General features: G+C 64.9%; 10 protein-coding genes. 6 read left to right on the top strand and 4 right to left on the bottom strand.

Going from position 1 to position 14,157, the window contains the following annotated elements:
- Nucleotides 1-259: 259 nt before the first annotated feature.
- Nucleotides 260-3,028: a TonB-dependent receptor gene (locus ABR323_RS20185; protein ID WP_439450582.1), complete on the bottom strand. Its 2,769-nt coding sequence runs from the start codon at nucleotides 3,026-3,028 to the stop codon at nucleotides 260-262.
- A gap of 251 nt (nucleotides 3,029-3,279) precedes the next feature.
- Entirely contained in the window at nucleotides 3,280-5,331 is a 2,052-nt protein-coding gene (locus ABR323_RS20180) for a glycoside hydrolase family 97 protein (protein WP_439450581.1), read from the bottom strand.
- 237 nt (nucleotides 5,332-5,568) lie between these two features.
- Here ABR323_RS20180 and ABR323_RS20175 point away from each other — a divergent pair, with 237 nt between their 5' ends.
- From ABR323_RS20175 to ABR323_RS20155, 5 genes are all read left to right on the top strand, one after another.
- On the top strand, nucleotides 5,569-7,761 hold the full coding sequence (locus ABR323_RS20175) for a Six-hairpin glycosidase-like protein (protein ID WP_439450580.1): 2,193 nt from the start codon (nucleotides 5,569-5,571) through the stop codon (nucleotides 7,759-7,761).
- Nucleotides 7,758-9,245, top strand: coding sequence for an MFS transporter (locus ABR323_RS20170; protein WP_439450579.1), 1,488 nt, complete (start codon nucleotides 7,758-7,760; stop codon nucleotides 9,243-9,245). Before ABR323_RS20175 ends, ABR323_RS20170 begins: the two co-directional genes overlap by 4 nt.
- A complete protein-coding gene (locus ABR323_RS20165) occupies nucleotides 9,245-10,957 on the top strand; it encodes an alpha-amylase family glycosyl hydrolase (protein ID WP_439450578.1) in 1,713 nt (570 codons plus the stop codon). The genes ABR323_RS20170 and ABR323_RS20165 overlap by 1 nt, the downstream gene beginning before the upstream one ends.
- Before the next feature lie 122 nt (nucleotides 10,958-11,079).
- A complete protein-coding gene (locus ABR323_RS20160) occupies nucleotides 11,080-11,466 on the top strand; it encodes an SseB family protein (protein WP_076738875.1) in 387 nt (128 codons plus the stop codon).
- Nucleotides 11,467-11,616: 150 nt separating this feature from the next.
- Nucleotides 11,617-12,075 carry a GNAT family N-acetyltransferase gene (locus tag ABR323_RS20155; RefSeq protein WP_439450577.1) on the top strand — a complete coding sequence of 153 codons (459 nt, stop codon included), beginning with the start codon at nucleotides 11,617-11,619 and terminating at the stop codon, nucleotides 12,073-12,075.
- Nucleotides 12,076-12,202: 127 nt separating this feature from the next.
- On the opposite strand, the gene ABR323_RS20150 is transcribed toward ABR323_RS20155, so the two are convergent.
- On the bottom strand, nucleotides 12,203-12,577 hold the full coding sequence (locus tag ABR323_RS20150) for a hypothetical protein (protein WP_439450576.1): 375 nt from the start codon (nucleotides 12,575-12,577) through the stop codon (nucleotides 12,203-12,205).
- Nucleotides 12,578-12,587: 10 nt separating this feature from the next.
- The gene (locus ABR323_RS20145; protein WP_439450575.1) at nucleotides 12,588-13,487 is read right to left on the bottom strand and encodes a hypothetical protein; all 900 of its coding nucleotides are present in this window, start codon (nucleotides 13,485-13,487) and stop codon (nucleotides 12,588-12,590) included.
- A gap of 248 nt (nucleotides 13,488-13,735) precedes the next feature.
- On the opposite strand from ABR323_RS20145, the gene ABR323_RS20140 reads away from it, so the two are divergent.
- On the top strand, nucleotides 13,736-14,035 hold the full coding sequence (locus ABR323_RS20140) for a hypothetical protein (RefSeq protein WP_439450574.1): 300 nt from the start codon (nucleotides 13,736-13,738) through the stop codon (nucleotides 14,033-14,035).
- Nucleotides 14,036-14,157: the final 122 nt, after the last annotated feature.

Genomic DNA, 14,157 nt, shown 5'->3' with positions numbered 1-14,157 from the left:
GTAGATCCACGCCATGCGTGGATGGGGCAGTGCGGTGGTAGATCCACGCCATGCGTGGATGGGCCGTACCGATCACGCTTCACTGACCATCGCGTTGTGCGCACAAAACAAAACCCGCTGCCTGCGCAGCGGGTTTCCGGTCCTGCTCTCCTTGTGTTGCCGGCCAGCGGCCGGCACTACCGGGTCCATGTCGCCGGGCATGGCCCGGCGCTACCGAGGGGTTGGTTGCCGGCCAGCGGCCGGCACTACCCGGTCGTGGTCAGAACTTGTAGTTCACGCCCAGCATGTAGGTGCGACCCCACTCGATGTATTCCAGCGGGCGGTCCTTGCTGCCGGCGTAGGTGCGGTACGGCTCGTTGGTCAGGTTGCTTCCCTGCAGCAGCAGGGTCAGCCCGCGCAGGCTGCTGCTATCGCTGAAGGTGTAGCTGATCTGCGCATCGGTCACGTTTTCGCCGACGACATAGCGCAGGGTACGGTTGCCGTTGAAGTTGCCGATCTCACCAATGAAGTCCGAGCGGCGGCGCTGGCTCACGCGTGCTTCAAAGCCACTGCGCTCGTAGTAGGCAGTGAAGTTGTAGACACGCTTGGACAGGCCCGGCAGGCTGATCGGGTCACTGCCCACGCTGGAGGCGCTTTCCGGATCCAGGATGGTGATGTCGCTCTTGTTGAAGGTCGCGCTGGCCTGCACGCCGAAGCCGCGCAGGCTGTCGGTCAGCATCTCCAGCGGGAACGACCCGGTCAGCTCCAGCCCCTTCAATGTGCCGCCCTTGCCGTTCTGCGGCGTGGAGAAGGTGCCGGTGGTCAGCACCGGTGCGATCATGCCCGGCGGTGGTACGTAGTTGCCCAGCAGGCCGCTGAAGTCGTAGTTGTCCACCGACTGCGTGTAGACGTAGCTCTTCAGGTCCTTGTAGAAGATGGCCGCAGCCACATAGGCCTTCTCGCCGAAGTACTTCTCATAGGACAGGTCCAGAGCGGTCGCGCGCCACGGATCCAGCAGCGGATTGCCGCCGCTGCCGCCGGGGCGGCCGTTGTTGGTATCCACGCCGAATTCCAGGCCGGCGCGCAACTGGTCCACGCGCGGGCGCGCCACCTGCTTGGCGGCAGCGAAGCGCAGCGTCTGCTGGTGCGGGAACATGAACACCAGGTTCAAGCTCGGCAGCCAATCCTTGTAGGTCTTGCCGGCAGAGAAGGGCTGGATGTTGCTGCCCGCCGGCTGCGAGCTGTCCCAATAGCGCGAATCCGAGCTCTGGTCGGTGTGTTGCATCTGCACGCCGATGTTGCCGCGCACGCCGACCACGCCGATGTCGGTGTTGATGTTCAGGCGTGCCCACGCAGTGGTGATCTTCTCCTCGACCGTCCACGACTTGGGAATCAGGTAGTCCAGATTGTCGACCGGGTTGAAGGTCATGTAGCGGCCCACGGCTGCCGGCACGTTCCACGACGGGATGTAACCGATGCCGGCGAAGCCGAGGTTGACCGGGCGGTACTGCAGGTCCGGGGCGATGGTGGATTCGCCTTGGGCGCCGAGCAGGATGTTGCCTTCGGCCTGGGCCTTCTGCTTGCGACGGTCGGCGTAGTTCACGCCCACGTCCACATCCGAGAACCAGCTGGACATGGCCTCGGGAACCGGCAGCGTCGCCGCCAGCTTGGCGCCTTTCAAGCGGTCTTCGACCTCCGGCACCTTGCCGTAGCCGGAACCATAGATCGTGTTGGTCAGGAACAGGCTGTCCGGATTGGAGTAGTCACGCCCCGGCGTGATCTGCGAGAAGCTGTTGTTGTTCACCACCAGCCCGATCGTGTCGAACTGCGGGCGCGGCACCAGCTGCAGGTTGTTTTCCAGGTTGATCTCGCGGCGGGTCGCCTTGGAGTAGTTCAGGTCGGCGACCAGCTTCACGCCACCGACGTTGAACTCGTTGTTCCAGCCGAACGCATCGATCTTGTCCTTGCGCTTGTTGTACATGCCGCGGACCAGCGGGTACGCGTTGCTGATCGTGCCACCGGTGAAGCTGCCATCGGCATTGCGGCCGACATTGCTGAACACCGGCAGGATCGCGTTGGGATTGTTGACGTCTTCGCCATTTACACTGAGGCTCAGCTCGAACTGGTTGGCGGTGTCGATCTGCTCGGCTTCGGTGTGGAACGCATCGAAGGTGCTGGTCCAGCTGTTGTTCGGGCGGAACTGGATCGTTGCCATCACACCGTCGCGCTTGTTGTTGCCGGTACGGCGCAGCGCCTTGATGCCATCGGTGAAGTAGGTGCCTGGCGCGATTCCGCGACGCTCGCCCTTGTCGGTGTGCTCGGTGGTCCAGGGCTCGTACAGGCCGACCTGGTTCTCCTGGATCGGCATGTCGCTGTGCGCGTAACCGATGGCGATGCCCAGGGTGTTGTCGAAGAACTGGTCGATGTAGCTGGCGCTGAAACGATTGCCATACGGATCGATGTTGGCGGCGCGGCCCAGAGAGCTCTTCTGGTAGCGGCCGCTGACCGCGATCACGCGCTCGCCGAAGCTGAGCGGGCGTGCGGTCTGCATGTCGATGGTACCCGACAGGCCCTGGCCGACCAGCGCCGCGTCCGGGGTCTTGTAGACGGTCACGCCGTTGACCAGCTCGGACGGGTACTGGTCGAACTCGACACCGCGGTTGTCGCCGGTGCTGACCACTTCACGGCCATTGAGCAGGGTGGTGGCGAAGTCGGGTGATAGGCCTCGCACGCTGATTACCTGCGCACGGCCGGCAACGCGCTGGGCGGCGAGGCCGGGCAGGCGCGAGATCGATTCGGCGATGCTGACGTCGGGCAGCTTGCCGATGTCTTCGGCGGAAATCGCCTCGACCACCGAGGTGGCGTCCTGCTTGATCGCGATCGCGTTCTCGATGCCGCGGCGGATGCCGGTGACCTGCACCGTATCCAGGTTGGTGGCGGCAGTGGCGGCCGGCGTGGTGGTGCTCTGCGTGGACTGTGCCGACGCCAGCGTCGGCGCCAGGACAACGGCCAGCGCGATGCTCAGCGCGCTGCGCTTGTGGTTCAACATTTTCCCCTCCCAGGCAATGTTGTAGTGCGATTCGTGGTCGTCCCGGAGTGACCGTGGACGTGCGACGCGGTGGCCGCTGTCGTCGCCGCTATGGTAGGCAGCGCGTTCTTCGCGGGAATCACCCTGCATACGTATTCAATGGCGTTTGCAGGGATGTAATCGCTTTCAGATCCTGCTTGCGGTGGTGCCGGCCGCTGGCCGGCAGCCCGGTGAATGTGATTGCCGGCCAGCGGCCGGCACTACCCAGGCTTTCAAAGCGGTGTGAAGCGAACGGCCTGCCCACCGCCCGGTGCCAGTACCAATGTCAGTGCATCGGCGCTGGTCACCTCGCGGGTTTCGCGCGCGAAGGCGAATGGCTTGCTGCGGAAATCCGCGCCCTCGCCATCGCGGTAGATCTCGGCGCGATAGCGCACGCCCGGCTCCAGGAAGCCCAGCGATACCGGCAGCACGCGGCCGTGTTCGTCGGTGATGCTGCCGAGGAACCAGTCGCGGCTGTTGCGGTCGCGGCGCACGATCGTCACGTAGTCGCCCACTTCGCCATCGAGCACGCGGCTCTGCTCCCAGTCCACCGCCACGTCCTCGATGAAGCGGAATGCCTCGCGGTGCTGCAGGTAGTGCTCGGGCAGGTCGGCGGCCATCTGGATCGGGCTGTACAGCACCACGTACAGCGCCAGCTGGCGGGCCAGCGTGCTGGGAATGGCCTGGCCGTGGCGGCCCTTCAGGCTGAGGATGCCGGGGGTGTAATCCATCGGCCCGGCCAGCATGCGGGTGAACACCAGGTTGACCTCATGCTCGGGTGGATTCGGTGGTTGCCCCCAGGCGTTGTATTCCATGCCGCGTGCACCTTCGCGCGAGATCCAGTTGGGGTAGGTACGGCGCAGGCCGGTGTCCTTGATCGGCTCATGCGGATTCACCGACAGATGGCGACGCGCTGCTTCCTGCACCACCTTCAGATGGTGGCGGGCCATGAACTGCCCGTCATGCCACTCACGCCACAGCGGGCCACCGGCGGGATTGCGGCGGTCGACCTGGCCGTCGTCGCAGACGTAGCCCGTCTTGAACTGGTCCACGCCCAGCCGTGCGTACAGGTCCAGCGCAGCGCCCAGCTGGTTCTCGTAGTGTTCGATGGCGCAGCCGGTTTCATGGTGGCCGATCAGGTGCACGCCCTTTTTCAGGCCATACGCCGAAAGCGCTTCGATATCGAAATCAGGCGTGGCGCGGGTGAAGTCAAAGTCGTAGCCATTGCCCACCCACATGCCGTCCCAGCCGGGATTCCAGCCTTCCACCAGCACGCCACGGAAGCCGTGGGCGGCGGCGAAGTCGATCACCTTCTTCGTCTTGGCGGTGGTGGCCGCATGCTTCGGCCCGGTTGCCCAGCTTTCGTTGTCCAGGTGCATCGACCACCACACCCCCAGGTACTTGGCCGGCTTCACCCAGCTCACATCGCCCAGCGCATTGGGTTCGTTGAGGTTGAGGATCAGGTCCGATTCGACCAGGCCACCGGCACGGTCGGCGATCTGCAGCGTGCGCCACGGCGTGGCGAAGGGCAGGGTACGGCGCACCTTCCAGCCTTCGGCCGAAGGCGACAGCTGCGCGCGCAGGCGCTGGCCCTCGGTGCGGCGCAGCCACATGCCGGCGTAGTCCACCAGTGCTGCCTCGTGAATCGCCACGTGCAGGCCATCGCGGCTGCGCAGGGTCATTGGCGTATGCACCAGCGGCACTTCGCGCAGCGGGGTGCGCTGGTACAGGTATTCGTAGTGGATCGGCTCGCCGGCGGGAATCCACCAGGCGGTTGAATCCTGCGCGATGGCGAACTCGGTCAGTTCGTCATCGATGATGGCTTCGCGCAGGTTCGGCTGCTGGGGGAACACATAGCGGAAGCCGAGCCCATCATCGTAGACGCGGATCACCACATCCAGCCGCCGCTTGCTGCCGGTGGTTTCGGCCAGCTGCACGGTCAGCTCGTTGAAGTGGTTGCGGGTGACCCGGCGCTCGCCCCACGGCTGCTCCCAGCTGTCGTCGACGCTGCGCCGCTGCTGGCCGAGCAGGGCGAAATCGCGGTCCAGGCGGCCATCGCGCAGGGCGAAACCGAGCTTCGAATCCTCCACCACGGCCTCGCCGAAGCGCTCGACGCGATAGCGGGCGGTGCCGCCGTCGAGTACCAGGCTGACCTTGAGCACCTTGCCGGGTGATTCGACGCTGGCCACCTGTGGCGCGGCCTGCGCCAGCGTGGCCAATCCCAACAGGCCCAGGCCGAGCAAGTGCGCGAACAGCGCGCGTACAACCGTGTGTGACATCGGCATTTCCCCTCCCAAGGCGCCGTTGGCAGACCCGGACCATAAGCCAGCGCAGCAGGCGCGCTACCGCGTGGCGCCATGAATACGTATGCAGCTGGACGCAGCCGACAGCCCCGCGTCTACCATGGGGCCAAGGCACCTTGAGGGAGGGGCCGCGCCCGCCCGCCGGCAACGACGGTGCGGACCTACAACGCGTGCAGAGAGGGAGGGAGGCCGACGGGCGCAAGCCGGTCCGCCGCTTCGATGCTGAAGATCATTTGCCTGACCGCTGCCCTGGGGGCAGCGCTGGGATCGACCGCGCAGGCGGCCGACCTGCAATTCGACGGCCGCCATGCGCGCGCCGAAGCCGCTGCCAAGGGCAGCTTCGTGCTGCATGCGACGAAAGGTGAGGTGCACATCGCGCCGATGCCGATGCGCAGCCAGACCGGCAGCGTGATGTTCGATGCGTTGTTCGCGCTTGCCCAGCAGGAGATGGACCAGGACCGCGTGGATGCGATCCGCGATCCGTCGTTCGACGAAGGCCGGCCGGTGCCGTGCGAGTGCTTCCAGACCGGTGCGCGCTGGCCCTATGTGTGGACGCGCGATGTCAGCTTCGCCGCCGATCTGGCGCTGGCGCGGCTGGATCCGCAACGCACGCGGCAGTCGCTGCAGTTCAAGTTGTCGGCGGCACGCGACGGGCACACGCCCGGCCTGTTCGTGGCGCAGGACACCGGTTCCGGTGGCAGCTGGCCAATCAGCAGCGACCGCGTGGTGTGGTTCCTGGCGGCGCGTCACCTGCTGGAGGATCGCGCGTTTTCCGATCAGGTCTGGCAGGCACTGCAGGGCACGCTGGCGCAGGACCGCGCGATGGTATTCGACGCGCAGATGGGCCTCTATCGCGGCGAGACCTCGTTCCTGGACTGGCGCGAGCAGACCTATCCGGACTGGACCCGCGAGGACGTGCGTTTCATTGGCGATTCCTATGCGCTGTCCACTAATGTGCTGCACTATCAGGCGCTGCGCCTGGCCGAACGCCTGGCCGGCCAGCGCGGCGATGTCCGCGCGGCTAACTACAAGGCGTGGGCCGACGTGCTGGCGCAGCAGATCGATGCACGCTTCTGGCGCGAGGAGATCGGCCAGTACATGAGCTACATCGGCGAAGCCGCGCACCCGGTGCCGTACGCCAAGGTCGATCTGCTCGGCCTGTCGCTGGGCATCCTGGCCGAAGTGCTGCCGCCCGAGCGTGCGCGCCGTGCGCTGGCCGCCTACCCGATGGGACCGGCCGGCAGCCCGGTGGTCTGGCCGCAGGAGGCGCAACAGCCGATCTACCACAATCGCGCGATCTGGCCGTTCGTCAGTGCCTACTCGCTGCGCGCGGCGCGGCAGCTGGATGATGCGCCGCGCATCGCCGCCGAAATCCGCTCGTTGATGCAGGGCGCCGCGCTGGCCGGTTCCAACATGGAGAACTACGAGCTGGTCAGCCAGGCCGTGCATGTCGAGGAAGGCGCACTGAGCGGCCCGGTGGTCAATTCCGAACGCCAGCTGTGGTCGGTGGCCGGCTATCTGTCGATGGTGGTCGAAGGCGTATTCGGCGTGCAGGACGATGGCCGCGTGCAGCCCAAGCTGCCGGCCGTGCTGGTGCCCGAACTGTTCGGCACGCACCCCCGCATCACGTTGGAAGCCAACGGCAAGCGCTATGTGCTGGAGCGGCCGAAGAACCTGGGCGATGGCCTGCTGGTGGCCGGCAGAACCACCACGTGTGGCATGACCACCACGGTGCAGCTGGTCGCCGCCCAGGCAGCAACCGGTTTGACTGCCACGACTGCGGATGCCAACGCGCGTGCGCCGGCAACACCGGCGGCACCGCTGGCCCTGCGCAAGGGCGCGGGCTGGAACGTTCCGGTGGCAGCCGAGCAGGTGCTGTGGAAGGACGGCAGGGTTGTCGCCGGCAGCAATGGCCAGGTGCACATCAGCGACGATGGCCTGCAGCATTGCCTCAGCCTGACCCGACGCGAGGGCGCGTTGGAATCGCTGCACAGCCCGATGCTCTGCGTCGGTCCGCAGCAGGTGCTGAAGGGCGAGGAGCGCTGGCAGTTCACCTCGGCCAAGGCGGGGCAGGTGCGTCTGCGCCTGCAGTACCGCAACCCGAACGGGCCGATCAACACCGGCGTCACCGCTGCGGTCAAGCAGCTGGTGTTGCAGTGCCCGGGCCAGTCGTTGCAGCGGCACACGGTTACGCTGCCGCACAGCGTGGCCGTGCAGGACTCGACCTCGGCAACGTTCGCTGTGCCCAAGGGGCAGTGCACGGTCGCGCTTGAACAAGGTTTCAACATGAGCGCGTTGCAACACTTCGCGCACTACACGGGAGGCAAGGGCGGTCGCGATGGCGTGCTGAACCAGGCCCAGGTGCAGGCATTGACGGTGGCGCCGGTGGCCGACCTCGAGGACGCACGATGAATCGCCCCGCCAAACCGCAGCTTTCGTTCTGGCAGATCTGGAACATGTGTTTCGGCTTCCTCGGCATCCAGTTCGGATTCGCCCTGCAGAACGCCAACGCCAGCCGCATCTTCGAGACGCTGGGCGCGGACATCGAAGCGGTGCCGGGTCTGTGGATCGCCGCGCCGCTGACCGGACTGCTGGTGCAGCCGGTGATCGGCTACCTGTCCGACCGCACCTGGACCCGCTGGGGTCGCCGTCGTCCGTACTTCATGATCGGTGCGGTGCTGACCACGCTGGCGCTGCTGGTGATGCCGAACTCGCCGACGCTGTGGATCGCGGCCGGCACGCTGTGGGTGCTGGATGCCTCGATCAACGTATCGATGGAGCCCTTCCGCGCCTTCGTTGGCGACCAGCTGGCACCGCGCCAGCGTCCGGCCGGCTATGCCATGCAGAGCTTCTTCATCGGCGTGGGCGCGATCGTCGCCAGCTTCCTGCCGTTCATCCTGGCCCACTTCGGAGTGGCCAATACCGCGGCCGCGGGCGAAGTGCCGGATACCGTGCGCTATGCGTTCTACTTCGGCGCGGTGGTATTGCTGGCCGCGATCACCTGGACGGTGGTCAGCACCCGCGAGTACTCACCGGCGGAACTGACCAGCTTCGATGATGCAGAGCCGCCGGCACATCATGCGGCGGCCGCGATCAGCGGTCCGGCTCCGTGGGCCCAAGTGATCGTATGGCTGGGGTTGGGCGTGCTGCTGGCGCTGCTGATCCTGTGGCGGCAAGGCGACAAGATGCTGTACGTGCTGGCCGGCCTGTGCGCCGGCTACGGCCTGCTGTTGGCGCTCGCGCGGGCCTTGCCACCCACGCATATGCTGGCTGCCATCGTCGGCGACCTGCGCGCGATGCCGGTCACCATGCGTCGCCTGGCCTGGGTGCAGTTCTTCTCGTGGTTCGCGCTGTTTGCGATGTGGATCTACACCACCGCAGCGGTGGCCGGCGCCCACTTCGGTTCGACCGAACCGGAGTCGGCGGCCTACAACGAGGGCGCCAACTGGGTGGGCGTGCTGTTCGGCGCCTACAATGGTTTCGCCGCGTTGGCAGCGGTGCTGATTCCACTCATGGTGCGTGCGATCGGCCTGCGCTGGAGCCACCTGGTCAACCTGTGGCTGGGCGGTGCCGGCCTGGTCTCTCTGATGTTCATCCGCGATCCGCACTGGCTGCTGCTGTCGATGGTCGGCATCGGCTTCGCCTGGGCGTCCATTCTTTCGCTGCCCTATGCATTGCTGTCCGACAGCGTGCCGGCCTCGAAGATGGGTGTGTACATGGGCATCTTCAATTTCTTCATCGTGATCCCGCAGCTGGTCGCGGCCAGCGCGCTCGGCTTCGCCCTGCGTACGTTGCTGGGTGGCCAGCCGATGCATGTACTGGTGCTGGGCGGCTGCAGCCTGTTCATCGCCGGCCTGTGCGTGCTGTGGGTTCCGTCCCGTCCGGAGGTGGTGTGATGCGTGGTGCGCTGTCTGTTGCTGTTTCCCTGGCGCTGGCCGGTCACGCAGTGGCCGCGCCGCGTCCGGACTATGTGGGTACCACCGAGCCGTTTGCCAGTGATGCGGTGTATTTCGTGGTCACCGACCGCTTCGTCAACGGTGATCCGTCCAACGACCATCGTGACCAGGGTGGCGCGCACCGCACCTTCGACATCCCGGTGCCATGCCCGGACAAGGTGGACGGCAATATCGGCTACCTCGGCGGCGACTTCCGCGGCGTGCTCGACAATGCACAGTACATCCGCAACCTCGGCTTCGGCGCGGTGTGGATCACGCCCATTGTCGACAACCCGGACGAGGCCTTTACCGGCAGCAAAGCGATCAGCTGTACCAGCACGCTGACTGATCGCGGCAAGACCGGTTATCACGGTTATTGGGGAATCAATTTCTACACACTCGATGAGCACCTGCCCAGCGAGGACCTGGACTTCGCCGGGCTGACCAAGGGCCTGCACGGTGCTGGCTTGAAGGTCGTACTGGATATCGTGGGCAACCACGGCTCGCCGGCCTGGACCATGCCGACGCGGCAGCCGCAGTTCGGCCAGATCTTCGACAAGGACGGAAAGCTGATTGCCGACCACCAGAACCTGCCGCCGCAGAAACTGGATCCGAAGCACAATCCGCTGCACGCGTTCTACAACAACATCGGTCCGGTCGACGGCAAGGACGGTTCGATCTTCGACGGCAATCTGGCCGAGCTGTCCGACTTCAACCAGGACAATCCGGCGGTGATGGACTACCTGGTCGGCGCCTACCTGCAATGGACCGCGCAGGGCGTGGACGCGCTGCGCATCGACACCATCGGCTGGCTGCCGCACCCGTGGTGGCACGCCTTCGTCAAGCGCATCCGCGCCGAGCATCCGGGCATGTTCATGTTCGGCGAAGCCTTCGACTACAGCGCGGCGACCATTGCCGAGCACACCTGGCCGGCCAACGCCAATGTCAGCGTGCTCGACTTCCCGCTGCGCGGTGCACTGGAGCAGACCTTCGGCACCGCCGGCAAGGGTTTCGAGACCCTGGCCGAGCCGCTGCACCTGAGCGGTGGTCCGTACGCCAATCCGTACGAGCTGATGAGCTTCTACGACAACCACGACATGCCGCGCCTGCAGGCCAGCGACAGCGGTTTCATCGACGCGCACAACTGGCTGTTCACCGCGCGCGGTATTCCGGTGGTCTACTACGGCTCGGAAACTGGCTTCATGCGTGGCCGCGCCGAGCATGCCGGCAACCGTGCCTACTTCGGCCAGCCGCGTGTGGATGCTGCTCCGAAAAGTCCGATCTTCGCGCCGCTGCAGCGAATCGCGCGACTGCGCGAAGCCACCCCGGCGCTGCAGCGTGGCCTGCAGGTGAACGAGCGCCTGCAGGGTGATGAGGCGGTGTTCTTCCGCGTGCTGCAGCATGGCGAGGTGGCGCAGACCGCGCTGGTGCTGCTGAACAAGGGCGACAGTGCGAAGGCCTTCGAGGTCAATCGCTATGTACAGCCGGGCAGCTGGCGCGATGCGCTGGACGGTGGCTCATTGACGGTGAGCGACGCTCTGAAGGCCGATGTGCCGGCGCACGGGGTGAAGGTCTATGTGCTGGATGCCGCCGTGCAGCAGCCGGCGCTGCAGGCCGAGCTGGACAAGGCGATAGCCGACCAGAAGGCGCGGGACCGCCGTCTGGGGCGGTAGTGCCGGCCGCTGGCCGGCAACCCATGAATCCATGGCACCTTCAGGTGCCGGCCAGCGGCCGGCACTACCGTGTGTGACCGCATCCGGCACAATAGGCACCCCTCACGCCCCGCCGTATCGCCATGACCGACCTCGCCCCGCAGACCCCGATCGAAACCCTGCTGAAGGCGGCGATGGACGGTGCAGTGCCGATCCGCGCCTTCATGGAGGCCTTCGTCGCTTCCGAGGTAGTGCTGCTGACCGGCAGCCTGGTCACCCCCGACGGCAGCGGCTTCGACCCGCTGCTGTTCGACAAGCAGGGCACCCTGCACGTGGCCGTGTTCACCGATCCGTCGCGGGTAGGCGTCTACAGCCAGCAGGCCGAACACCAGATCCGCTGGCTGATGCTGGACGTGCTGCGTCGCGTGCCGGGTGGCTACGGCGTGGTGATCAACCCGGGTACTTCGCTGGGCTTTGAGATCTCGCCCAGCGGCGTGGGCGAGATCCTGAAGGACTTCGCCCAAGGCTGAGTTGCCGCCGCGCTATTTGTAGAGTCGAGCCGTGCTCGACTGCCTTTCGCGCATGGCCTGATGAGTCGAGCATGGCTCGACTCCACAGAGGGCTTCCCTTCGAGCGCCGTCCGTGATCCTCTTGGGCAATATCGGGATCAAGGCATTGCCATGGAATTCAGGGTATTACCCGCTGGCGCACCGGAACGGCAGCAGCTGGCCCAGTGGTACCACGCACAATGGGGCCAGGACGCCGGCTTGTCGTTGGAACAGGAACTGCAGCGGCTGAACCCGCCGCAGGATGCCGACGGCTTTCCGAATCTGATCGCCGCTTTCGATGGAGACCGGTTGGCCGGTGCCGTGCAGCTCAAGCGCAGAGAGATGCAGGCATTCCCGCAGTACGAGCATTGGCTGGGCAGTGTGTTCGTGGCCGACAGTCATCGGGGCCGCGGCTTGGCCAGCGGACTGGTTGAACAGGCTGCGGCGCAAGCCGTGCGGATGGGGGTTTCCGACCTGTACCTGCAGACCGAAGCGTTGGATGGAGGCTTGTACGCGCGGCTGGGCTGGAAACCGCTGCAGGAAGTCGACAACCGCAGCTATCGTGTGCTGGTGATGGTGCGTTCACTCTAAGGAAGCACCTTGGTGCTCCGTCCAGGCGGTAAGCTGGATGTGCCCGTTGAATAAGCGCGGGAGCTCCGGCTCGCCGCTGTCGGAACAGAGGCAGCCACAGGGTTTGCAGACTTCGGGTATCGAATGCTCAATCGGCAGTCAGGTTGCCCGCCACGAAGACAGCATTGTGGCGTACATCGTCGCGCTCGATGTATCGCAGGAGGTCCTGTGCGAGAACGCGTCTGCTGATTGCTGCCAAGCGCTCATTCTCCGCATCCGATTTTCCCGATGAGCTGGCTGAGAGCAACAGCATATTGACGATGTAGGATGAGATCCTGGACTGTAGCTCAGCTTGGGATCTTGCTTCGCCATCCTCGTCGAAAAGCAGATGGATGGACATCGCGAGATCATCGCTGTACTGGCGCTTCAGACTGGGTAGTCCATGGGTGATGTGAAATGCCCCCAGAAGCGAGAATGCGATGGCGACCAGGGAATGCGTTACCAGCTGCATCCATATCTTCATGGCGGATCTCCTAGCGGGGACGGATCCATTCGCAGCGATCCAGCCTCCCGTTTACCGATCCGCATCGGTAGTAGCCGCCACTGAAGTTGTAGCGGATCTCGCGAGGCCAATCACCCTTGTCGATATCAATATCAATCTGTCCCCCATTCTTGATGGTGTTTGATTCAGGCAACGCCTGGCCGAAAACATCCTTGGCCGTGCCTTTGATCAGTCGAGCCGCACCTCTTGCCATTGGGTTGATCTGCCAGCAAGCAGTGTCGCCGTTGTCCATCAGCAGGCAGCCGCCAATGCCTCTTCCGAAGAAATGCTCGAGTGACCGGAAGAGCGAGCCGATGAGGTTTCCATTGATCTGTCCATGTTGCCAGGCCGGATTGTTTGCCGTGTGCGCGATCCGGATCGCATCATCTACTGCCGGAATGAATTGGATTGCGACATGCAGGCTTGAGAAGTGGCCGCTGTCGTTTACGGGTTTTATGAATACCCATTCTTTCGACATGCGGACGATTGCTTCAAGCTGAAGTCGTTCGCCGTCTGCCAGGCCCTGTGAACTGCTGTCGAAGTCACCTTGCCCATGCCGGCTCAGCACCGGTTGGCTCGGCAGGCGCCAGCTTGGAACGATGACGTCAGCAGTGACTTCCAAACTGCCTTGGGGAGGGGCCTGGTGGAAGCGTCTGGGAACCTCGCCAGGAGGAATGTAGTTGACGGTGACGTAAAGCGCTTCGGCGGTGTTGGGGTTGACCACGAGGTAGACCTCCCAGCCACGACGGAACCCATGAGCCATCTCGCCAGCGGACTCGTATTGCCAGGATTGAGTGCAATTGCCACAGGTGACTACCTGGACCGCGTGCGCCTCGAACGGGGACAGCGCGGAACCTGCCAGAATCAAGGCGGCTGCAGAGATCATTTTCACAAACTGACTCCTTGGACGAGTGGGTGTACCTGCGGGTACACCTTCCTGATCCACGGTGTTCCCCCTGATTCACCTTGCGCTTCGTGGCGACTGCCGCGTATCGGTAACCGCCGCGCGGTTCGTCAGAGATCTGAGGATCTTGATGTCAGGCATCCAATCTGGCCCCGATGGGGCCATCTGCTGCAACCAGGGTCAGTCAGCGTTATTCTGGAAGCGGACTCCCTCTTCTGGCGGCTGATATCGTGACCATGGCCGGACCCCGCCATTCCCGCTCCGCGCTGATTTTCCTGATCGCGGCCATCGTCGTCGCGCTGGTGTCCATGCCCCTGCTGCGCGCCGTGGGCATGGTGCTGTGGCCGGTGTTCGCCATTGCCTGGCTGATCAACCTGGGCGCGGCCTGGCATCTCGCGCAGTGGGCACGCCAGCAGGGCCGCTCAGCGTGGGCATTCGGGTTGCCGGCGGTGCTCGGCACCGTCGCCTCGATCGTGGTCTTCGTGCTGCTGGCGTTGCTGGGGCCGAAGCCGGGTTCGCAAAGCCCCGCAGCGTAGCCGACGCGGTAGACCATGCCGCGGAACGGCATCCACGCATGGCGTGGATCTACCTCGGCATCATCTTGCCCGTGGACACCCATGTCACGCGTGGATGCTTCTTCGAACGATGCCGGCCCTCG

It is taken from the genome of Stenotrophomonas sp. ATs4 (assembly GCF_051861585.1).
Classification (GTDB): Bacteria; Pseudomonadota; Gammaproteobacteria; order Xanthomonadales; family Xanthomonadaceae; genus Stenotrophomonas; species Stenotrophomonas maltophilia_AS.
The sequence above is the reverse complement of the archived record's forward strand: the minus strand, read 5'-3'. Positions and strand labels throughout refer to the sequence as shown.

What these genes read in the sequence shown, in the direction of transcription:
- ABR323_RS20180 (WP_439450581.1), bottom strand. Translation starts at nt 5,331, where the DNA reads ATGCCGATGTCACACACGGTTGTACGCGCGCTGTTCGCGCACTTGCTC.
- ABR323_RS20160 (WP_076738875.1), top strand. Translation starts at nt 11,080, where the DNA reads ATGACCGACCTCGCCCCGCAGACCCCGATCGAAACCCTGCTGAAGGCG.
- ABR323_RS20150 (WP_439450576.1), bottom strand. Translation starts at nt 12,577, where the DNA reads ATGAAGATATGGATGCAGCTGGTAACGCATTCCCTGGTCGCCATCGCA.
- ABR323_RS20165 (WP_439450578.1), top strand. Translation starts at nt 9,245, where the DNA reads ATGCGTGGTGCGCTGTCTGTTGCTGTTTCCCTGGCGCTGGCCGGTCAC.
- ABR323_RS20175 (WP_439450580.1), top strand. Translation starts at nt 5,569, where the DNA reads ATGCTGAAGATCATTTGCCTGACCGCTGCCCTGGGGGCAGCGCTGGGA.
- ABR323_RS20140 (WP_439450574.1), top strand. Translation starts at nt 13,736, where the DNA reads ATGGCCGGACCCCGCCATTCCCGCTCCGCGCTGATTTTCCTGATCGCG.
- ABR323_RS20170 (WP_439450579.1), top strand. Translation starts at nt 7,758, where the DNA reads ATGAATCGCCCCGCCAAACCGCAGCTTTCGTTCTGGCAGATCTGGAAC.
- ABR323_RS20155 (WP_439450577.1), top strand. Translation starts at nt 11,617, where the DNA reads ATGGAATTCAGGGTATTACCCGCTGGCGCACCGGAACGGCAGCAGCTG.
- ABR323_RS20185 (WP_439450582.1), bottom strand. Translation starts at nt 3,028, where the DNA reads ATGTTGAACCACAAGCGCAGCGCGCTGAGCATCGCGCTGGCCGTTGTC.